The 20,937-nt window shown below is 42.3% G+C and carries 20 protein-coding genes; 16 read left to right on the top strand and 4 right to left on the bottom strand.

Annotated features, from left to right (window positions below; genetic code table 11):
* The first annotated feature begins 27 nt into the window (after nt 1-27).
* From C1E99_RS14170 to C1E99_RS14145, 6 genes are all read left to right on the top strand, one after another.
* Nucleotides 28-981, top strand: coding sequence for a class I SAM-dependent methyltransferase (locus C1E99_RS14170; RefSeq protein WP_105207839.1), 954 nt, complete (start codon nt 28-30; stop codon nt 979-981).
* A gap of 49 nt (nt 982-1,030) precedes the next feature.
* Nucleotides 1,031-2,218 carry an acetate kinase gene (locus C1E99_RS14165; RefSeq protein ID WP_105207838.1) on the top strand — a complete coding sequence of 396 codons (1,188 nt, stop codon included), beginning with the start codon at nt 1,031-1,033 and terminating at the stop codon, nt 2,216-2,218.
* A gap of 859 nt (nt 2,219-3,077) precedes the next feature.
* Nucleotides 3,078-3,629 carry a folate family ECF transporter S component gene (locus tag C1E99_RS14160; RefSeq protein ID WP_105106881.1) on the top strand — a complete coding sequence of 184 codons (552 nt, stop codon included), beginning with the start codon at nt 3,078-3,080 and terminating at the stop codon, nt 3,627-3,629.
* Nucleotides 3,630-3,685: 56 nt separating this feature from the next.
* A complete protein-coding gene (locus C1E99_RS14155) occupies nt 3,686-4,942 on the top strand; it encodes a bifunctional folylpolyglutamate synthase/dihydrofolate synthase (protein ID WP_105207837.1) in 1,257 nt (418 codons plus the stop codon).
* 140 nt (nt 4,943-5,082) lie between these two features.
* Complete coding sequence (locus tag C1E99_RS14150; protein WP_105207836.1) at nt 5,083-7,644, top strand: LPXTG cell wall anchor domain-containing protein; 2,562 nt, start codon at nt 5,083-5,085, stop codon at nt 7,642-7,644.
* Nucleotides 7,645-7,823: 179 nt separating this feature from the next.
* The gene (locus C1E99_RS14145) at nt 7,824-7,964 is read left to right on the top strand and encodes a putative holin-like toxin (RefSeq protein WP_105149115.1); all 141 of its coding nucleotides are present in this window, start codon (nt 7,824-7,826) and stop codon (nt 7,962-7,964) included.
* A gap of 318 nt (nt 7,965-8,282) precedes the next feature.
* On the opposite strand, the gene pepA is transcribed toward C1E99_RS14145, so the two are convergent.
* Nucleotides 8,283-9,344 (bottom strand): glutamyl aminopeptidase, encoded by a 1,062-nt coding sequence (pepA, locus tag C1E99_RS14140; protein ID WP_105207835.1) that lies wholly within the window; start codon nt 9,342-9,344, stop codon nt 8,283-8,285.
* A gap of 448 nt (nt 9,345-9,792) precedes the next feature.
* On the opposite strand from pepA, the gene C1E99_RS14135 reads away from it, so the two are divergent.
* From C1E99_RS14135 to ytpR, 4 genes are read left to right on the top strand one after another with little or no spacing between them, the layout of a single operon-like run.
* Nucleotides 9,793-10,077 (top strand): DUF4651 domain-containing protein, encoded by a 285-nt coding sequence (locus C1E99_RS14135; protein ID WP_002940015.1) that lies wholly within the window; start codon nt 9,793-9,795, stop codon nt 10,075-10,077.
* Nucleotides 10,074-10,394, top strand: coding sequence for a thioredoxin family protein (locus tag C1E99_RS14130; RefSeq protein ID WP_014735298.1), 321 nt, complete (start codon nt 10,074-10,076; stop codon nt 10,392-10,394). Before C1E99_RS14135 ends, C1E99_RS14130 begins: the two co-directional genes overlap by 4 nt.
* A gap of 44 nt (nt 10,395-10,438) precedes the next feature.
* A complete protein-coding gene (locus C1E99_RS14125; RefSeq protein ID WP_105207834.1) occupies nt 10,439-11,395 on the top strand; it encodes a DUF1002 domain-containing protein in 957 nt (318 codons plus the stop codon).
* Between the two features lie 17 nt (nt 11,396-11,412).
* Nucleotides 11,413-12,036 (top strand): YtpR family tRNA-binding protein, encoded by a 624-nt coding sequence (gene ytpR, locus C1E99_RS14120; protein WP_044765560.1) that lies wholly within the window; start codon nt 11,413-11,415, stop codon nt 12,034-12,036.
* 33 nt (nt 12,037-12,069) lie between these two features.
* Here the strand turns inward: ytpR and C1E99_RS14115 are convergent, their stop codons facing one another.
* Complete coding sequence (locus C1E99_RS14115) at nt 12,070-12,846, bottom strand: DUF2785 domain-containing protein (protein ID WP_105207833.1); 777 nt, start codon at nt 12,844-12,846, stop codon at nt 12,070-12,072.
* A gap of 54 nt (nt 12,847-12,900) precedes the next feature.
* Between C1E99_RS14115 and C1E99_RS14110 the strand changes: the two genes are divergently transcribed.
* A complete protein-coding gene (locus C1E99_RS14110) occupies nt 12,901-13,296 on the top strand; it encodes a single-stranded DNA-binding protein (protein WP_044676376.1) in 396 nt (131 codons plus the stop codon).
* Nucleotides 13,297-13,409: 113 nt separating this feature from the next.
* On the opposite strand, the gene C1E99_RS14105 is transcribed toward C1E99_RS14110, so the two are convergent.
* Entirely contained in the window at nt 13,410-13,655 is a 246-nt protein-coding gene (locus C1E99_RS14105; RefSeq protein ID WP_105106873.1) for a hypothetical protein, read from the bottom strand.
* Nucleotides 13,656-13,852: 197 nt separating this feature from the next.
* On the opposite strand from C1E99_RS14105, the gene groES reads away from it, so the two are divergent.
* The 5 genes from groES to fusA all read left to right on the top strand — a co-directional run bounded on the left by groES (nt 13,853) and on the right by fusA (nt 19,192).
* Nucleotides 13,853-14,134 carry a co-chaperone GroES gene (groES, locus tag C1E99_RS14100; protein ID WP_014637330.1) on the top strand — a complete coding sequence of 94 codons (282 nt, stop codon included), beginning with the start codon at nt 13,853-13,855 and terminating at the stop codon, nt 14,132-14,134.
* 11 nt (nt 14,135-14,145) lie between these two features.
* Entirely contained in the window at nt 14,146-15,768 is a 1,623-nt protein-coding gene (gene groL, locus C1E99_RS14095; RefSeq protein ID WP_014637331.1) for a chaperonin GroEL, read from the top strand.
* A gap of 230 nt (nt 15,769-15,998) precedes the next feature.
* Complete coding sequence (rpsL, locus tag C1E99_RS14090) at nt 15,999-16,412, top strand: 30S ribosomal protein S12 (RefSeq protein ID WP_002940030.1); 414 nt, start codon at nt 15,999-16,001, stop codon at nt 16,410-16,412.
* Between the two features lie 16 nt (nt 16,413-16,428).
* Nucleotides 16,429-16,899: a 30S ribosomal protein S7 gene (gene rpsG / locus C1E99_RS14085; RefSeq protein ID WP_002940031.1), complete on the top strand. Its 471-nt coding sequence runs from the start codon at nt 16,429-16,431 to the stop codon at nt 16,897-16,899.
* 211 nt (nt 16,900-17,110) lie between these two features.
* Nucleotides 17,111-19,192 (top strand): elongation factor G, encoded by a 2,082-nt coding sequence (gene fusA, locus C1E99_RS14080; RefSeq protein ID WP_024419398.1) that lies wholly within the window; start codon nt 17,111-17,113, stop codon nt 19,190-19,192.
* 198 nt (nt 19,193-19,390) lie between these two features.
* Here fusA and C1E99_RS14075 read toward each other — a convergent pair whose 3' ends face one another.
* A complete protein-coding gene (locus C1E99_RS14075; protein WP_105207832.1) occupies nt 19,391-20,554 on the bottom strand; it encodes a glycerophosphodiester phosphodiesterase family protein in 1,164 nt (387 codons plus the stop codon).
* Nucleotides 20,555-20,937 lie beyond the last annotated feature (383 nt).

Here is a 20,937-nt window from a genome sequence, read left to right as displayed (position 1 = left end):
TCTGTGAAATTTTGATAAGATAGGAGTATGAATTTTGAAAAAATCGAACAGGCCTACGACCTGCTATTAGAAAACGTACAGACCATCCAAAACCAGCTAGGCACCAATATCTATGATGCCATGATTGAGCAAAATGCAGCCTATCTAGCTGGTCAGCATGAGACGGACTTGATTGTCCGCAACAATCAGACTTTGAAAAATCTGAATCTGACCAAGGAAGAGTGGCGTCGTGCCTTCCAATTCCTGCTTATCAAGGCCAACCAGACCGAGCCAATGCAGTATAATCACCAGTTTACACCGGATTCTATCGGTTTTATTTTATCATTCTTGGTAGATCAACTAGTATCTACTCCTAAAGTAACAGTCTTGGAGATTGGCTCAGGAACAGGTAACTTGGCGCAGACCATCCTTAATGCCAGCCAGAAAGACTTGGACTATCTGGGGATTGAAGTAGACGATCTCTTGATTGATTTATCAGCTAGCATGGCAGATGTGATGGGGGCGGAGATTTCTTTTGCCCAGGGCGATGCGGTACGTCCGCAGATTTTGAAGGAAAGTCAAGTCATTGTAGCGGATCTGCCAATCGGATATTACCCAGACGACCAGATTGCTAGTCGTTATCAGGTGGCTAGCCAGACGGAGCATACCTACGCCCACCATTTGCTCATGGAACAGTCCCTCAAATATCTGGAAAAAGATGGCTTTGCTATTCTCTTGGCTCCAAATGATCTTCTAACCAGTCCACAGAGTGATTTGTTGAAAGGTTGGTTACAGGAGCAAGCTAATATCGTTGCCATGATTGCCCTGCCACCAAGTCTTTTTGGAAAATCGGCCATGGCCAAGTCTATTTTTGTCTTACAAAAGAAAGCTGCAAGACAATTGGCACCATTTGTCTATCCCTTGCAGAGTTTACAAGAACCAGAAGCGATTCAGAAGTTCATGGTCAATTTCAAAAATTGGAAGCAAGAAAATGCAATTTAAGTAAAAATCTGTTATACTGATTAGGAAAACGCTTTAAAAGGGGAACATTATGTCAAAAACAATTGCAATTAATGCAGGTAGTTCTAGTTTAAAATGGCAATTATACCAAATGCCAGAAGAAACAGTTTTAGCAGCGGGTATTATCGAGCGTATCGGCTTAAATGATTCTATTTCTACAGTTAAATATGATGGGAAGAAAGATACCGAAGTATTAGACATTCCTAATCATACAGTTGCGGTTAAAATTCTTTTAGAGGATTTGCTCAAACACAATATTATTGCAACTTATGAAGAAATTACAGGTGTTGGACACCGTGTTGTTGCAGGTGGAGAGATTTTCAAAGAATCAGCTGTTATTGGACCAAAAGAGGTTGAGCAAATTGAAGAGTTGAGTGCCTTGGCACCACTTCATAACCCAGCACACGTGGCGGCGATGCGCGCATTTGAAGAAGTATTGCCAGAAGTATTGAATGTAGCTGTTTTTGACACTGCTTTCCATACAACAATGCCAAAACACGCTTATCTCTATCCGATTCCAAAAAAATATTATACAGACTATAAAGTTCGTAAGTATGGTGCTCATGGGACAAGCCACTTCTATGTAGCGCATGAGGCAGCAAAAGTTTTGGGTCGTCCAATTGAAGAATTGAAATTAATTACGGCTCATATCGGAAATGGTGTATCCATCACTGCTAACTATCATGGTAAATCTGTGGATACGTCAATGGGCTTCACACCTCTGGCTGGTCCGATGATGGGAACTCGTTCAGGGGATATTGATCCTGCTATCATTCCTTACTTGATTGCGAATGTTGAAGAGTTGAAAGATGCTGCAGACGTTATTAACATGTTGAATAAACAGTCAGGCTTGTTTGGTGTATCTGGTCTTTCAAGTGATATGCGCGATATTGAAGCAGGCATCCAATCTCACAATCCAGATGCAGTATTGGCCTACAATATTTTCATTGACCGTATTAAGAAATTTATCGGTCAGTATCTTGCAGTTTTAAATGGTGCTGACGCCATCATCTTTACAGCAGGAATGGGTGAGAATGCTGCTGCAATGCGAAATGATGTCATTGCAGGTTTGTCTTGGTTTGGTATTGAGTTGGACCCAGCAAAAAATGTATTTGGCAACTATGGTGACATTTCAACGCCAGAATCAAAAGTTCGTGTCTTGGTTATTCCAACGGATGAAGAATTGGTTATTGCGCGTGAAGTTGAACGTTTGAAATAATCAGATATAGGCAAGGTCGGTGTCAGCACCGGCCTTTTATCGTCATTCAGTTTTGCTTTTACTACTTCGACGTAAGAGGAAACTCCGTTTCCTTATTTCCAACTTCAAACACTCCACTGGAGTGTTTGAACTCGCCTTGCCTGATTTTGTAATAGTGACTTGCTTTGCAAGTATTATATCCAACCTTGGACAGTTCATTGACTGTCCAAGCAGTCTGGGGGACTGTTTCAAGTCAATGCCTAGAAACAAGAAAGCATTGAGTTATGTCTGCGGCTTTTGATGCGAACTTTGTTCGCTTTATCTTCAACCTCCAAAGGTTCCCCGAACCTTTGGAGCGAGTACTAAGAGTAAACTAGAAGACTATATCTATAGCTGTTTCACATAGCCTGTCATAGTTAGAAGTGATTGGTCAGCCTAGATGAATTATGGTACAATGGTTAGGCAAAGAAATTTGCACAGAGTAGATGGTTTGCGTCAAGTGTATGTGGATGGGATGTTGCCACATAACGAAGCTTATCGTCATTTAGTTTTTCTTTTATTACTTCGACGTAAGAGGAAACTCCGTTTCCTTATTTCCAACTTCAAACACTCCACTGGAGTGTTTGAACTCGCCTTGCCTAACTCCAGTTATGCCTGCGGCTTTTGATGCGAACTTTGTTCGCTTTATCTCCAACCTCCAAAGGTTCCCCGAACCTTTGGAGCGAGTACTAAAAGTAAACTAAAAGACTATATCTTTGCTTGTATCTGGTGTCTCCTAGAGTAGGAGCATTGGGGTCTGGCTGAGACTAGCGCGGTAAACCATTGCATCCGCTGTCGAATACACACGACAGCTCCATTTTTTGAAAAAGGAGCATTTTTTATGGAAAAGAAAATTCCAAAACTAACGGTGCAGTTGTTGACTGCTATTGCGATGACCCTTGCCTTGGTTATGGTTGTGGAGAACTATTTCTCCATTCGGATTTCAGAAACCTTGCAGGTCCAGTTTACCTTTATTCCCAATACTATTTTGGGAGCTATTGCTGGTCCGGTTTGGGCGGCTGTCTTTGCGGCGATTGCAGACCCAGTCTTTGTCTTGTTTAGCGGGCAAACTGTCCTCTTCACTTGGATTTTGATTGAGGCGGTATCGGCTTTTATCTATGGCTGGTTCTTTTATCAGAAGCCGCTAGACACCAAGAACAAGGCTGATTGGCTCTATGTTGCAGGGGTTGTTGTCTTGATTCAGGTTGTGATTTCCTTTATCATGACGCCTATCGCCCTCCATTTCCATTTTGGAACACCTTGGATTGCCTTGTATAGCAGTCGTTTCATAAAAGCTATTTTTGAAATTCCATTACGCATTGTCGTGACCATGCTTGTCTTGCCAAGTTTACAAAAAATACCTGAATTGGCCAAGTTAATGGGTATTAAATAAAAACAGTTTCGAGCAACAGGTCATCCCCCTGTTGCTGCTTTTGTAGAGAGGGAATCATGAATTATCAAGAAACTCGCCGGTGGCTATCTAGTCGCCCGGCCTCTGATTTAGAACATGGGGTTGCACGTGTCAAATGGCTATTGGAAGGTTTGGACAATCCCCAACTTCAAGTGCCGACCATTCACTTTGTGGGCACAAACGGTAAAGGTTCGACCCTCAATGCCTTACAGTCCATCCTACAGGCTTCTGGCTACACCGTCGGCCGCTTTACATCACCGTCTATCATTGATTTTCGAGAGCAGATTGTCTACCAGCAAGAGATGATTTCGGAGGAGGATTTTGCGAGGATTGTGACAGACTTGCAACCCTTGATTGAGGACTTGGACCAGACGGCTGGACTGGATGCCATCTCGGAGTTTGAGATTGTAGTGGTGGCCATGTTTGTCTATTTTGCCCACTACCAACGCCCCGATATTCTCTTGGTGGAGGCAGGCATGGGCGGTTTGCAGGATGCGACCAATGTCCTTGCCCCCTTGGCAGTAGTTTGCCCGTCCATCGGCTTGGACCATCAGGCTTTTTTGGGAGAGACCCACGCTGCTATAGCCCGTCACAAGGTCGCCGTCTTGCGTGAGGGGGTTCCGCTCCTCTATGCGACCAATCAGCCAGAAGTGGTGGCAGTATTTGAGGATCACGCTCGTCAGCTTCAGAGTCCGACCTATGCGGTGGGGCGGGAGATTCTTTTGGAAAATAGCAGAGCAGGCTTTGCAGTTTCAAGTCCTTTCGGCCGTGTTGAGGGTTTGAGGCTACAGATGCAGGGCCGTCACCAGGAGGTCAATGCAGCCTTGGCAGTGACAACAGCTCAGCTTCTAAGCCCTGATTTTCCAAAGATTACCAATGAAACCATCCGCCAGGGCTTGTCCCAAGCCATCTGGCCAGGTCGCATAGAGTTGATTAGACCTAATCTCATGATTGACGGTGCCCACAATAATGAAAGTATCGCCGTCCTGACCCAGCTCTTGGAAGAAAAGTATGCTGACAGAGATATTGAAATTCTCTTTGCAGCCATCAATACCAAGCCAGTGGACCAGATGTTGTCCCAGCTTAGCCAATTTGGACCTGTTAGCGTGACGACTTTTGACGATTTCAGAGCGGTGCAGTTAAAAGATTATCCGTCAGGCTATGAACGAGTTCAGACCTATCAGGAGTGGTTGGAGCAGGCGGAGTTGGGCAATCCCAAAAAACTTTACCTGATTACAGGCTCGCTTTACTTTATTACTTATGTGAGGAAGTACATTTTAGAAGAGTTATTCTGATATTAAAATTTTACCCAAAAAGTTTTTGACAAAATTCTTAAAAATCAAGCAAAATACTTGACAAAAGCCCTGCTATACTAGTATAGCAGGGCTTGACACTTAGGCCAAGCCCTTCCTATTAGCATAATCAGGAGGAAAAGATGAGAAAGAACAATTATATATTTGGAGGTTTTGCAGCGACAACTGCAATTACCCTTGCAACCGTTGGTACACCAGTCCAAGCAGAGGAAGTAACTGCAACAGTTGAAACAGCAACAACTGTCGCTGAGGTTCCTGTAACAGCTGCTACTGTTCAATCTGCCCTTGAAGTAGCTGAGCAAGCACAAGCGTCTGTAGATGCTCAACAAATTGTTGTTGAAGCTGCAAAAGGTTCTCTCGAAACAGCTGAACAAGCAACTTCTCAAGCTAAGGAACAATTAACTAAAGCAGAGGAGAAGGTCGCTCAAGCTACACCAGAAAATATCCAAAATGCTGAAGATGATGTTGAAAATGCTAAAACAAACCAAGCAACTAAAGAAACAGCAGTACAGGTATCTCAAGATGCTGTTAAGGAAGCTCAGGATGCTGTAGATAACCAAACTAAGGTTGTTGAGTCGGCTAAAAAAGTGACCTCTAAAGAACAGGCTGATGTAGATGCAGCACAACAAAAGGTGAATACAGCCGAGGTTGCGTTTGATTCTGAATCATTATTGAAAGCACAACAAGAAGCCGGGTATCTAGATGCAAAAGTAAAAGAAGGGCAAAAAACAGTATCCGATCTAACATCTAGTCTATCTACAAGAGAGCAAGAGCAACGTGACCTAATTGCTAATGGTACTAAAAAGCGTCAAGAACTGGAACAAGCTGTAACAAGTGCAGGACCAGAATACTATACAGAAGTAGTAGAGCGTGAGTTAGGAAGACATGAGGTAAGTGAGAGCGAGTTGGTTTCCACACCTAAAGACCCAACGTATGTTAAAAATGGAAAAACATATTATGTTACAGCTAATGAAAATGTGATATTTGATGGTGAAAAAGTTGAAACAATTGTTCTTCCCAACAAAGAGGCATTCAATCAGAGAAAAACAGTTGACTATAAAAAAGTTTCTGAGTATCTTCGTGAATATATTGTTGAATTACGCCGCATCAATGGTATTGATATTCCAGTTCCTGAGGTAACTGAATCAGCTTTGAAATGGGCCAAAGCCAGAACAGATGAGATGGCAAAAAATCACAAACTCAGCCACGATACGGTCTTGAATCCTGCTGATTTTAATCTTTTGGGTGAAACAGAGAATGCTTCATGGGGTTCATTACCTACTAAGTCTAATTTAGACGAAAGACAAATTGCCTATAATGAATTGTTGAGCTATTTTAACGACTTTTCTAATGCATATCTCTATGGTGCTGAAAATCCTGAGGAAGGAAATGAATTTAATTACGGACACAGAATACCATTATTAGGGGCTACAGGTACAGGATTTGCTATTCAAAATACAGATGGATACAGCATTCTGACCTTTGTTTCGACAACAGATAGGGATGTTTATGGAGTGCTTCCTTCGAACCTAGATGAAAGTGTGTATTCAATATCTGAATATGATGGAAAAATGTATAAAAATCCGCCTTATAGCTCTTATTTTTTAGCTAGGGCAGAAAATAAAGATTCTGACCCACTTCGTTCTGAATACTACTTTAATGGTAAACGTATCAAGTTTCTGCCAAAAACTACTTTCCGTTATGTTTGGGAGGAGACTCTTTACCATAAAAATACTAAGCGAGAAGACGCTGTTACTGCTTTAAATAATTTTAATAATGCACAAAAAATAGCAGAAGAAAAAATTACAAACATAATTTCGAGTATGAAGTCTGAATTAGAAACAGCTCAAAATATTTTATCAACAGATGAAAATGCACTGAAAGTTGCTAATAATCGTGTGACAGCATTGACATCTGATAATGCAGATAAGGTTAGAATTCTTAAAGAAGCTCAGAATGAACTCACAACCCAACAATCCGAACTGAAGTCAGCTAAAGAAGTTTTGACAAAAGAGGAAGAAGAACTTATTCGACTTGAGGGACTTCGTGATAAGGCACAGAAAAATCTTACTCAAGCTGAGACAGGGCTTGAGGAGGCAAAGAAAGCTGTCCGCAGTGCAGAACAGGAGCTGCTTGATTTGCAAAATGCACCTGAGAAACTAGAGGAGGCTAAGGGCAACTACGCAAAAGCCCAACAACAGCTCAAAGAAGCTAAGGAAACATTTGACGATGCGAGTGCCCTTTTAGAAACATTACTGACGGAACGCGATACAAAACTGTCAGAATACAAAGAACTCAAAGCGAAGTTTGATTTGAATCAAGCGAAACTAAAAGATTTAGAAAATCAAGCGAAAAACAAGGTAATTGTCACATTGCCTGACGGAACTGTTGTTACAGTACCCAAAATAGAATCAACAACTGGTGGAAAACCAGTAGTTGTCATCGATGAATTCAAAGATGTTACTGTTAAAGGTCAAGATGCGAAGGTTGTAGGCGGTGAGGTTGTGGTGATGAACACACAAGCAGGTGTAACCGTCACACCACAAGGTATTACTTACTCACGTGTCGAACGAGCTAAGGCCTTGCCAAACACAGGGGAACAAACAAGTCTGTTGGCACTCGTAGGTGTGACAGCATTGTCCAGTCTTGGTCTTGCAGGTGCAAGAAGACGCAAACAAGGATAGTTAGTCAACATAAAAAATCTTCTTACTAAACAGTAGGAAGATTTTTTGGATTGCAAAAAAATTCGGAAAGACTACGCTATTCCAACAATTTTTAGGGATAAAATATGATATACTAGATGAGTAGAAAAGTGAAGACGGTAGCTCTTGATTTTCTGAAAGTGAGGTGATGCCTATGGGCAATTCATCAAAATCTGACGGAAAGGAGGAGCGTTCTTTTGACAGCTTTTGAAGTTGTGCAGACGATTTTAAGTTTCGGTGGTTTCACAGTTGCTTTGATTGGTTTGTGCTATAAAATCTTCAAAGATAATGACAAAAAATAATCCGTCCCCACTTTTGCGCGAGTAGGACGGATTAAATCTGTAATACGAGCCGCCGTCTTTTTAACGGTTCTACATGGGGTTGGTTTGCAGACCAACTCCTTTTCTATTTCCATTATATCAGATTACTTGTAAAATGCAAACGCTATGTTAACTTGGGTGCTTCGTTTGCTATAGGTTTGTTTCTTATAATAGGCTCAGACTTATCGGTGAATGCCAGAATATGACGATACAGGTTAGAGAGCGTTTACTGTTATGTTATTTTTTACTAGTTGGGTAGACTCAGCAATCATAGGGGACTTCTTCGCTTTGCATAACTGTCTAATAATTCTTGATCAAATCAACTGTTGAGCGGTCTAGCTTTTTAACGATAGCCTGCAAGAAGGCTTGAGCTTCTAAGAAGTCATCCATATTGTAGAGGGTTTGGTGAGAATGGATGTAGCGAGCGCAGACACCGATGGTTGTTGATGGAACGCCATGATTTTTCAAGTGAGCTGCACCAGCATCTGTTCCACCTTTACCACAGTAGTATTGGAATTTGACACCTGCTTCTTCGGCAGTTGTGAGGAGGAAGTCTTTCATGTTTTTTAACATGATATGGCCAGGATCGTAGAAACGAAGCAGAGTACCGTCACCAATTTTTCCTTGGTCGCCATAAATATCTCCAGCGGGCGAGCAATCAACAGCGAGGAAAATGTCTGGATTGAACTTGGTTGTAGAGGCATGAGCACCACGTAGGCCAACCTCTTCTTGCACATTGGCCCCAGCAATTAACTGATTTGGCAATGCTTGACCGGATAGGTTTTCCAGTAATTCCGTCACCATAAGGACACCGAAGCGGTTGTCCCAAGCCTTAGAAATAACATTTTTTCCGTTGGCTGTTAGAATTGTTTCATTTTTGGGAACGAGGACATCTCCCGGACGAACGCCGAAAGCCCAGGCTTCGTCATAACTGTCAAAACCAGCATCGAAAATAATATCAGCAATGGCAGGCAGGCCAGGAGCGTTAGCCCCACGTGAAAGGTGAGGTGGTACTGAGCCTGAGATGGCTGGAATGGTACGACCGTCCTGCAACTGAAGAGTGAAGGCCTGGCTAGAAACAACCAGAGGATTCCAGCCACCTAATTCGACAACACGGAAAGTACCGTCTGGCTTGATTTGGCTAATCATAAAACCAACCTCATCCATGTGGGCGGCCACTAGGATACGAGGAGCATTTTCAACAGTCGTATCTCTGATACCAAAAATTCCACCCAGTCCATCTGTTTCAATGCGGTCTACATGTGGTGTGATTTTCTGGCGGATGTGATTGCGAACCTGTCCTTCAAATCCCGGTAGACTTTGTAATTCTGTAACTTCTTTAATTTTTTCAAAAAGAGTCATACTTCTTCCTCCATGATATGATTACTACTATTTTATCACGAAGAGCCAGACTTGTCTTAAAAATATAGAAAAATATGGATAGTATTGACAAGAATGATTGAAGTTTGCTAGGATAGAAATGCCCCTCAAAATAGAGAGGAGGTGATTGCTAAGTGTGGGAAGCATTTATCACAGTTTTTCTTGTACCTTTGTTCGTCAGTTTTCTAACAGTTTTGTTTGAAAGATGGCTTAACAATCGTGACAAGTAGGCCCCAGGGGCAAAAGAAAACCCTCAACGCTGGGAACGTTGGGGGCTTTTTGATTGCCAAGTGTTGACAAACATTTATCACTGTAAGACCATTCTATCTATTTTTAAGTCTTTTGTCAAGTGGTGCGAGTTTGTCTCAGCTGTCACAAGTTCAATGGCATTTTTGGGAAAAATCCTGGGAAATATGATAAAATAGTCAACATGAAAAAGAAAAAGACAGCCTTGCTAGCAGGCTTATTGGGGGCAGGTGTGCTCACCGCTAGTGCTCAATTTTACCGTAAAATCCAAGAAGACCGTAAAAAAGCACAGGCCTTGCAGGAGGTGCGTGACTTTTTCGCTGATTTAGGAGAGATTGCCACGGTCTATGTGGATGAAACAGCCTCAACTCGTGACCAGCTTATTGGCGGGGTTGTGATGGAGGCAGGACAGGTGTTTTTATTTGAAAATACCCAAGGTTCTATTCAGTACAGGGAGGAAGAAAGATGATTTTTCCAACAAATCTTGAAGAAGTGGCTGCCTTGATTGAAGATGGCAAGCCAACCGTTTTTCTATTTGTGACGACTTGGTGTGGGGATTGCCACTATATCAAACCGCATGTGCCAGCTATCGAAGAGGCTTTTCCAGATTTCCGTTTTGTGCAACTGGATCGAGATGACTTTATGCCTTTGGCACAGGAATGGGCTATTTTAGGCATTCCAAGTCTGGTTGTTTTGGAAAATGGTCAGGAAATCGGTCGTTTTGTCGATAAGAATCGCAAGACCAAGGAAGAAATCATGAACTTCTTATCTGGACTGGGTAGATAAATTAGCAGAGAAGCTCTGCCATTTCCCAAAAGAAAGGAAAGAACATGAAGAAATCACTAGGAAAAATCCTTCTAGCACCTGTGGTGCTGGGGTTGAGTTTGAGTCTTGCTCCCTTGGTGCAGGCTGAGATTCAAACAGATGTTATCAATGAAAAATGGGGCAAGCCAACACTAGTCTACGGTGGAGGTTTGTCAGATGCGCAGGCGACAGAGGTTAACAATCTATTTGGTATTTCGGATGTCAATAATGTTAGCCGTCAGGTGGTTGTTGGCGCGGATATGGACCAATATTTAGGTACATCTGGAGCGGACACAGCCTCCCTCTATTCATCTGTCTTGGTGCAAAAGCAGGACGCTGGCAAAGGGGTTGTGGTGGATATTAAGACGCCACAGAACATCACCTTGATTACCGAAACACAGTATGCCAATGCGGCTATTACAGCTGGTGCGACGGATGTCTTGATTGATGTGGCAGCACCGATTAAGGTGACAGGGGAGTCTGCTTTGACAGGTGTTTACAAGGCTCTTGCGGCCAATGGTGAAACAGTTGACCCGGCTCGGACAGAGGTAGCCCAACAAGAATTAACGACTGTTAACGAAGTGGCAACAGCCCATACAGGTGACGCCAATTTTGATAGTTCAGCTTTGGACAAGGCAGTCGCAGAAATCAAGACGGCACTTGCAGACTACAAACAGTCCAACGGTCAGGTAGCTTCTGAATCGGACATCAATACTATTATCAACGATGTCTTGGCCAATAACGGTTTGGAAAATGTCATCACAGCAGATGAAGTTTCAAAATTGGTTACCTTTGCCAAAGCCTATCAGGAAACTTCTGCCATTGATTCGGCTGAGGTTGCTGCCCAGCTCAACCAGTTCAAGCAACAGGCGGAGCAACAAATTTCAGAAGCCTATAAGAATCTACAAGATTCAGGAATTCTAGAAAAAATCGGTGCCTTCTTTGAAAATCTTTGGAAAGGCTTGACCGGTCTATTTGCATAAAGGAGAAATGAAAAGAAATGATTTTTACATATAATAAGGAACACGTCGGCGATGTTCTTATGGTGATTGTGGCTGAAGACAAGGGTCAGCCTGTTCAGTTTGAACGCAAGGGTCAAGTGGCGCGTGTTTTCCTAGAGGAAACAGGAAAAACAGTAGCCTGGAATATCTTTGAAGCATCAAGTTTGGTTGAGATTGCTGGAAATGGTCAAGTTTTCTTAACAGATGAACAAGTTGCGACCTTGAATGCTGAATTGGCTAAGGAAGGTTTTACTGAAAGCTTGGTTAACGATAATGCTCCAAAGTTCGTAGTCGGTCAGATTGTGGAATTGGTTCCTCATCCCGACAGCGACCACCTCAATATTTGTCAGGTCAATGTTGGTGACAAAACAGTGCAAATCGTAGCCGGTGCCCCAAATGCTGCCCAAGGATTGAAAACCATTGTGGCTCTTCCGGGGGCAATGATGCCGAGCGGTAGCCTGATTTTCCCAGGGAAGTTGCGTGGTGAAGATAGCTTTGGTATGATGTGCAGTCCGCGTGAATTGGCTCTGCCAAACGCACCACAAGTGCGTGGCATTATCGAATTGGACGACTCCGCAGTGGTCGGAGAAGCTTTTGATCCAGCTAAACACTGGAAGGGATAGAAAAAAGAAGAATTGGTCAGATGGCCAATTCTTTTATGCTGTTTCAATTTTTCCTTCAATAGCTTGTCGGAGTTCCTCTGTCAAAACCTGATGTGAATTGAGTTGGAAGTAGAGACTGGATAGGAAATGCTGGAGGTTGAGCCACCGGAAGTAGTCCAGAGGTTCTTGGTTGGGAAAGTCTAGTTCGTTCATCCATTCTGTCAGCTCTTGGCTGGTTACTTTTTCATTCAGTAGTAAATATACAGGAATTTGTGCCAGACGGATTTCCTCGCCAGCTGAGAAAACTTTACTTTGTCTGGTCAGACAAGTGACAGTAGTTTGCCAGACTTCTTTGCTTTTTTCAGCGGGAAATTGATCATGACAGCTTGCGGCCAGAAGAAAATCTGCTCCGTGGGCAACGGTATGGATCCAACCGAGTTTTTCATCGTAGCAAGACCAGTCATTTTCAATCGCCAAATAATCCAAGGCCTGCTGGAAGAGTAGGTCACGGTCGTTAGTGCTTAAAAATGCATGATAAATAGACTCTGGCTCATTATCGACAGACAGCAACAGACAGTAAAGTAAGCAAGTAAAACTTCGCTTTAGTGTGGAACTTTCTAGGGAAAGAGGATTGGTTTCTTGAGAGAATTGTAGCAGCGACTGTGCTTGCTCCCTTGTGACCAAGCCCTCAAAAAAGATGTGGCAAAAACTAGCATAGACCAGTTCGTCGCGTATAGCAGGAACATAATGACCGATGTTTTCCAGCAACCAAGCCAGTTCATCATCGGTATATGGTTTAGAGGTTTGCAATTTTTCTATTAATTCTTTCATGATTTTCTTTCTTTTTATGAACTTTCTACGAATAGATAAGTAGGAGGATGTAATATGTATAATAAAACAATTTTAATTGGTCGTTTGACGGCCCAACCTGAACTCACTCAAACCCCTAACGGTAAAAATTTGACTCGTGTAACCATTGCGGTTAATAGACGATTTAAGACAGAAAATGGCGAACGTGAAGCGGATTTTCTCAATGTTATTTTCTGGGGTAAACTGGCGGAAACACTTGTTTCCTATGGCAGCAAGGGCAGTCTGATTTCTGTTGATGGTGAATTGCGAACCCGTAAATACGAAAAAGATGGCAGCAATCACTATGTGACAGAGATTCTAGGTCAATCTTTCCAATTACTAGAAAGCCGCGCCCAACGTGCCATGCGAGAAAATAATACTGGCGATGACCTAGCTGACTTGGTTCTGGAAGAGGAGGAATTACCGTTTTAATATCGGTCCCAAGACCGATGGAGAATGTTGAAAAGTAGGCTATACTATAGTCAATCCTAAATATTTTTCATATCTCCTTAAAAACACCGACGAAAGTTGGTGTTTTTTGCTGTTCATTTTCTATATCTCCACCATTCTACTAGCATAACAATCAGTGACAATAGGATAACACCATAAAAGAAAAAGATGATGTAGTGAGGGTGGCTAAAGAAAAATATCCAGACTAGCCAGAGCAGATAGGCGAATATCATCTTCCCCCAAAAGCCTAATTTACGTTTTAAAAACCATTCGGCAAAACTTTCGTGGGCAGAAAATCGACTCTCAAGGTAATCTGTTTTTAAATCTCTAAAAAATTTCATGAATCCCCCCTAACTTGTTAAAAATAGTATAACATAGTTTACCAACAATGAATAGGTAAATTCTGTCTCATACTTAAGAAGGATTTTCACGAAAAAGGAATAGAATTTTCTTGACTATTTTTGACCAAGTGATACAATAGGAAATGTGAGTTAGCACTCGCATGTAGAGAGTGCTAAAAAGACCAGGAGGTAATAGAATGTTAAAACCATTGGGCGATCGTATCGTCGTAAAAATTGAAGAAAAAGAACAAACAGTTGGTGGCTTTGTCCTAGCAGGCGCAAGCCAAGAAAAGACAAAAGAAGCAAGTGTCCTAGCGATCGGACAAGGGATTCGTACCTTGAATGGTGACTTGGTTGCCCCAGCGGTGGCAGTTGGAGATACTGTTTTGATTGATGCTCACGCAGGATTGGAAGTTAAAGACGGAGACCAAACCGTTCACATCATCCGTGAAGCAGACATTTTGGCAATTGTAGAATAAGAGGTAGGAAAATGGCAAAAGAAATCAAATTTGCAGCAGATGCACGTGAAAGCATGGTCCGTGGTGTCGATATTTTGGCTGACACGGTCAAAGTAACCTTGGGACCAAAAGGTCGCAATGTTGTCTTGGAAAAAGCTTATGGTTCACCACTTATAACAAACGACGGTGTGACCATTGCCAAAGAAATCGAATTGGAAGACCACTTTGAAAATATGGGTGCCAAGTTGGTATCTGAAGTGGCATCAAAAACCAATGACATCGCTGGTGACGGGACAACCACTGCTACTGTCTTGACTCAGGCTATCGTACGTGAAGGCTTGAAAAACGTAACTGCAGGTGCCAACCCAATCGGAATTCGTCGCGGGATTGAAGCCGCGGTTGCGACTGCGGTTGAAGCCTTGAAAGCACAAGCAAGTCCTGTATCCAATAAAGCTGAAATTGCTCAGGTGGCAGCCGTGTCTTCACGTTCTGAAAAAGTTGGTGAGTACATTTCAGAAGCAATGGAGCGCGTGGGAACAGACGGCGTTATTACTATCGAAGAATCTCGCGGTATGGAAACTGAGCTGGATGTGGTTGAAGGTATGCAATTCGACCGTGGTTATCTGTCACAATACATGGTAACAGATAATGAAAAGATGGTGGCAGAACTTGAAAATCCATTCATCTTGATTACTGATAAGAAGATTTCTCATATCCAGGATATTTTGCCACTTTTGGAAAGCATTCTTCAGACCAACCGTCCGCTTTTGATTATTGCTGACGATGTGGATGGGGAAGCACTTCCTACCCTTGTTCTCAACAAGATTCGTGGTACATTCAACGTTGTTGCTGTTAAAGCTCCAGGCTTTGGGGACCGTCGTAAAGCTATGTTGGAAGACATTGCGATCTTGACAGGTGGTACAGTGATTACAGAAGACCTTGGTTTGGACTTGAAAGATGCAACCATTGAAGCACTTGGTCAGGCTGCCAAGGTTGTGGTTGACAAAGATGGTACAACCATTGTTGAAGGTGCTGGCAATCCTGAAGCCATTGCCAACCGTGTCGCTGTTATCAAGTCACAAATTGAGGTAACCACTTCAGAATTTGACCGTGAAAAATTGCAAGAGCGCTTGGCTAAATTGTCAGGTGGTGTCGCAGTTATCAAAGTCGGTGCCGCGACGGAAACTGAGTTGAAAGAAATGAAACTCCGTATCGAAGATGCCCTCAACGCAACACGTGCCGCAGTTGAAGAAGGAATCGTTGCCGGTGGTGGTACAGCCCTTGTCAATGTTATCGATAGCGTAGCGAAATTGGAGTTGAAAGGCGACGATGAAACAGGACGCAATATTGTCCTTCGTGCCTTGGAAGAACCAGTTCGTCAGATTGCCTATAACGCAGGCTATGAAGGTTCAGTTGTCATTGATAAATTGAAGAATTCTGAGCTTGGAACAGGCTTTAACGCTGCAACAGGCGAATGGGTCAACATGATGGATGCAGGTATTATTGACCCTGTTAAGGTGACTCGTTCGGCCCTTCAAAACGCAGCTTCTGTAGCCAGCTTGATTTTGACGACAGAAGCAGTTGTTGCCAACAAACCAGAACCAGCTGCTCCAGCTATGCCACAAGGTATGGATGGAATGGGTATGGGCTACTAAGAAATAGCAAAATGACACAGCTGATTGGCTGTGTTTTTTCTTGAAAATTTCAAACATATCTATTTGACAATGGGTTTGGGATATGGTACTATATTAGACGGTACTTTTTACTTTTGGTCTCTCAAGAGTGTACAGGGACGTGCTGACAATTGTTGCAAAAGTACACACAGATAGGGGTTGTCACCAATGCCTTATCACCAAAAATAAAAAATATATACAGGAGAATGTAGATGCCTACAATTAACCAGTTGGTACGTAAACCACGTAAGTCTAAAGTAGAAAAATCTAAATCACCAGCTTTGAACGTTGGTTACAACAGCCGTAAAAAAGTTCAAACAAACGTTTCATCACCACAAAAACGCGGTGTTGCAACTCGTGTCGGAACAATGACACCTAAAAAACCTAACTCAGCCCTTCGTAAATTTGCTCGTGTACGTTTGAGCAACCTTATCGAGGTTACTGCTTACATCCCAGGTATCGGTCACAACTTGCAAGAGCACAGCGTTGTTCTTCTTCGTGGTGGACGTGTAAAAGACCTTCCAGGGGTACGTTACCATATCGTTCGTGGTGCACTTGATACTGCAGGTGTTAACGATCGTAAGCAAGGCCGTTCTAAATACGGTACTAAACGTCCAAAAGGCTAAGAAGGGGGAAATATAAATGAGTCGTAAAAATCAAGCGCCTAAGCGCGAAGTATTGCCAGATCCATTGTATAACTCAAAATTGGTAACTCGTTTGATTAACCGTGTTATGTTGGACGGTAAACGTGGTACTGCTGCATCAATCGTTTACGGTGCCTTTGATCAAATCAAAGAAGCAACTGGTAACGATGCACTTGAAGTATTTGAAACAGCAATGGAAAACATCATGCCTGTACTTGAAGTACGTGCACGTCGTGTCGGTGGTTCTAACTACCAAGTCCCAGTTGAAGTTCGTCCAGAGCGTCGTACAACACTTGGTCTTCGTTGGTTGGTAACAATCGCTCGTAACCGTGGTGAGCACACTATGATCGATCGCCTTGCGAAAGAAATCATGGATGCAGCAAACAACACTGGTGCAGCTGTTAAGAAACGTGAAGATACTCACAAAATGGCAGAAGCAAACCGCGCATTCGCACACTTCCGCTGGTAAGATAGGATGTGAGGACGTTAAGTTAGTTCTACATAAATCAATTGAGATTATTGTACAAACTTCTCGTTCAATCATCACAAATCGGATTGAGGCTTGCCTCATCCACTTCACACCATTAGTAAGAAATCAAGCGGGTGGGACTTGCCCACTCGCTTTTCTTAAAATATGGTATAATAAAGTATAAAACTAAAATTATAGGAGAACAAACCTCATGGCACGCGAATTTTCATTAGAAAAAACTCGTAATATCGGTATCATGGCGCACGTTGACGCGGGTAAAACAACGACAACTGAGCGTATTCTTTACTACACTGGTAAAATCCACAAAATCGGTGAAACTCACGAAGGTGCATCACAAATGGACTGGATGGAGCAAGAGCAAGAGCGTGGTATCACAATCACATCTGCTGCGACAACAGCTCAATGGAACAACCACCGTGTAAACATCATCGACACACCAGGACACGTGGACTTCACAATCGAAGTACAACGTTCACTTCGCGTTCTTGATGGTGCGGTAACCGTTCTTGACTCACAATCAGGTGTTGAACCACAAACTGAAACAGTTTGGCGTCAAGCAACTGAATACGGTGTTCCACGTATCGTATTTGCCAACAAAATGGATAAAATCGGTGCTGACTTCCTTTACTCAGTAAGCACACTTCATGAGCGTCTTCAAGCAAATGCTCACCCAATCCAATTGCCAATCGGTTCTGAAGATGAGTTCCGTGGTATCATCGACTTGATCAAGATGAAAGCTGAAATCTATACTAACGACCTTGGTACAGATATTCTTGAAGAAGATATTCCAGCTGAATACCTTGAGCAAGCTCAAGAATACCGTGAAAAATTGGTTGAAGCAGTTGCTGAAACTGATGAAGAATTGATGATGAAATATCTTGAAGGTGAAGAAATCACAAATGACGAATTGAAAGCTGCTATCCGTAAAGCAACTATCAACGTTGAATTCTTCCCAGTATTGTGTGGTTCAGCCTTCAAAAACAAAGGTGTTCAGTTGATGCTTGATGCAGTTATCGACTACCTTCCAAGCCCACTTGACATCCCTGCTATTAAAGGTGTTAACCCAGATACAGATGCTGAAGAAGAGCGTCATGCATCAGATGAAGAGCCATTTGCAGCTCTTGCCTTCAAGATCATGACTGACCCATTCGTAGGTCGTTTGACATTCTTCCGTGTTTACTCAGGTGTCCTTAACAGCGGTTCATACGTATTGAACACTTCTAAAGGTAAACGTGAGCGTATCGGACGTATCCTTCAAATGCACGCAAACAGCCGTCAAGAAATTGAAACTGTTTACGCTGGTGACATCGCCGCTGCGGTTGGTTTGAAAGATACTACAACTGGTGACTCATTGACAGATGAAAAAGCAAAAATCATCCTTGAGTCAATCCACGTTCCAGAACCAGTTATCCAATTGATGGTTGAGCCTAAGTCTAAAGCTGACCAAGACAAGATGGGTATTGCCCTTTCTAAATTGGCTGAAGAAGATCCAACATTCCGCGTTGAAACAAACGTTGAAACTGGTGAAACAGTTATCTCTGGTATGGGTGAGTTGCACTTGGATGTCCTTGTTGACCGTATGCGTCGTGAATTCAAGGTTGAAGCAAACGTAGGTGCTCCTCAAGTATCATACCGTGAAACATTCCGCGCTTCTACACAAGCTCGTGGTTTCTTCAAACGCCAGTCTGGTGGTAAAGGTCAATTCGGTGACGTTTGGATCGAATTCACACCAAACGAAGAAGGTAAAGGTTTCGAGTTCGAGAACGCTATCGTCGGTGGTGTGGTTCCACGTGAATTCATCCCAGCGGTTGAAAAAGGTCTCGTAGAATCTATGGCTAACGGTGTTCTTGCTGGTTACCCAATCGTTGACGTTAAAGCTAAGCTTTACGATGGTTCATACCACGATGTCGACTCATCTGAAACAGCCTTCAAAGTGGCAGCATCTCTTGCCCTTAAAGAAGCAGCTAAATCAGCTCAACCAACTATCCTTGAGCCAATGATGCTTGTAACAATCACTGCACCAGAAGATAACCTTGGTGACGTTATGGGTCATGTTACTGCACGTCGTGGTCGCGTTGATGGTATGGAAGCTCGTGGTAACACACAAATCGTTCGTGCTTATGTGCCACTTGCTGAAATGTTCGGTTACGCAACTGTTCTTCGTTCAGCAACACAAGGTCGCGGTACTTTCATGATGGTATTTGACCACTACGAAGATGTACCAAAATCTGTACAAGATGAAATCATTAAGAAAAACGGCGGCAACGCATAATTAATTGCCCATGCCTGCTCGAAAGAGTGGGCTTTTTCGTGTTTACGAGATAACAATTTTACAATAGAATAGAAAAACCACCAGTTTTGCTGGCGGTTTTTCTATTCTATGAAAATCAATTTCAGACGAATTAAATTGAGATGAGAATGTACGGTTAAGTAAGGAAATAGGACAAATGACATTCTATCATAAATGGAATCATTGATTGTGAACTGGGAAAATTCTAAAGAATTGTAATTGTTCTTGGTACAATTGATTGTATTTGCTAGCTTGTGATAAGCTGGATAGAATTGTTTGGGTACGACTTGGATAGTCAGTGATGATACCATCTACTCCGATTGAGTCTGCTTGTTGAACACCTTCGTCAGTATTGACTGTCCATACATAAAGTGATTTTCCTGATTCACGAATATAGTTAAGTAATTCGTCGGTTAGTTGGTCCAATGGAACACTATATCCCGTTAGATTAGGCAATTCATTTTCCGGAGGAGTATTCATTAACAAGTATGTTTCGAATGCTGGGGAGTAGGAGAGGGCAGTTTTCATGAAATCATAGCTGCCAGACTGGAGTTGGTGTCCATCTTTCTCAAAGATTTGCTGATATTTTTTCATGAAATTATCCACCATCTGAGGACTATCCTGTTCTGAAGTTTTAAAGTCAATTAAGAGTTTCTGATTTTGAGCGGATGCTTCAGCTAGAATCTGGTCAAAACTTGCGATTTTGGCTGTATGTCCAGCTGCATCTGTTATTGTCGTTTCTGTTAGACTTGCCAAAGTCAGATCATGGGGACGATAATCAATACCCGCCCAGTTGATCAAACTTGGATCATGAAATGCAATAAACTCAAAGTCAGCGGTCTCCCAAAGGTCGATTTCGATATAATCTGGCTTGCTTTGGCTAGCTATTTGGACAGCCTCAACCGTATTTTCGATGGCTTGATGATCATTTAGAGCACGATGAGAAATGACAAGAGGAGACTGAGGTAGATGAAATCTTGCTTCATACTGGGCGAATAAAAAAACAGGTAAGGCTGGAAGAAAAATGACAAGAAGTGAGGAGGGGTTCCACCAAGTGAATCTTTCGTTAAATACTATTTTCCACCAGACCCATAAAGGAAGGGTAATGGCAAGGACTAGGTTGCTATATAGAAGAGCAAAAAATAGAATATAAATTGTCTGTACATGATTGGGAAATAGATCTGAGAGTAGGGATTGTGAAAAGCTATTGGCTAAACTTAATCCGTACCAAGTTCCCAGACTTAGTAAGGGGATAAGAATGCTAAGGACACATTTTTGCCACCTAGGACGACGTATTCTATTTTTGGGACGTCTTTGATGACTTTTTGAGTGATTTGTTGGCATAAGAACAATTACTTTCTAAAAAAACATTCTTAACAATTGTATCAAATTTTATAGGTTTTAGCCAATTGAATTAGTGGGATTTCAAAAAACAAAGGTAGCTCCATATATTGGGTAAATTCTCAAAGTAAGTTCTAGTTCCCGTCCTTCCAGAAGTTACTTTGAGAAAACTGCATAAAATCAACAGAATTTAGTCTCAGACTAAGTTCTGTTTTTGACTAAAAATGTTGATAATAGTGAGTTTTAGGATTGAAATTGTTGAAAAAAAGAGTACACTAAAGTTACTGGCTCTGAGACGTCTCAAAGTAAGTTCTAGTTATCTGGAATTTTGGATGGGACAAGTTCCTTTCTATTTTGAAATTATTTTTTGATAAAAACTAGCGATT

The organism is Streptococcus suis, from assembly GCF_002964045.1.
GTDB classification, from domain to species: Bacteria; Bacillota; Bacilli; order Lactobacillales; family Streptococcaceae; genus Streptococcus; species Streptococcus suis_U.
The sequence above is the reverse complement of the archived record's forward strand: the minus strand, read 5'-3'. Positions and strand labels throughout refer to the sequence as shown.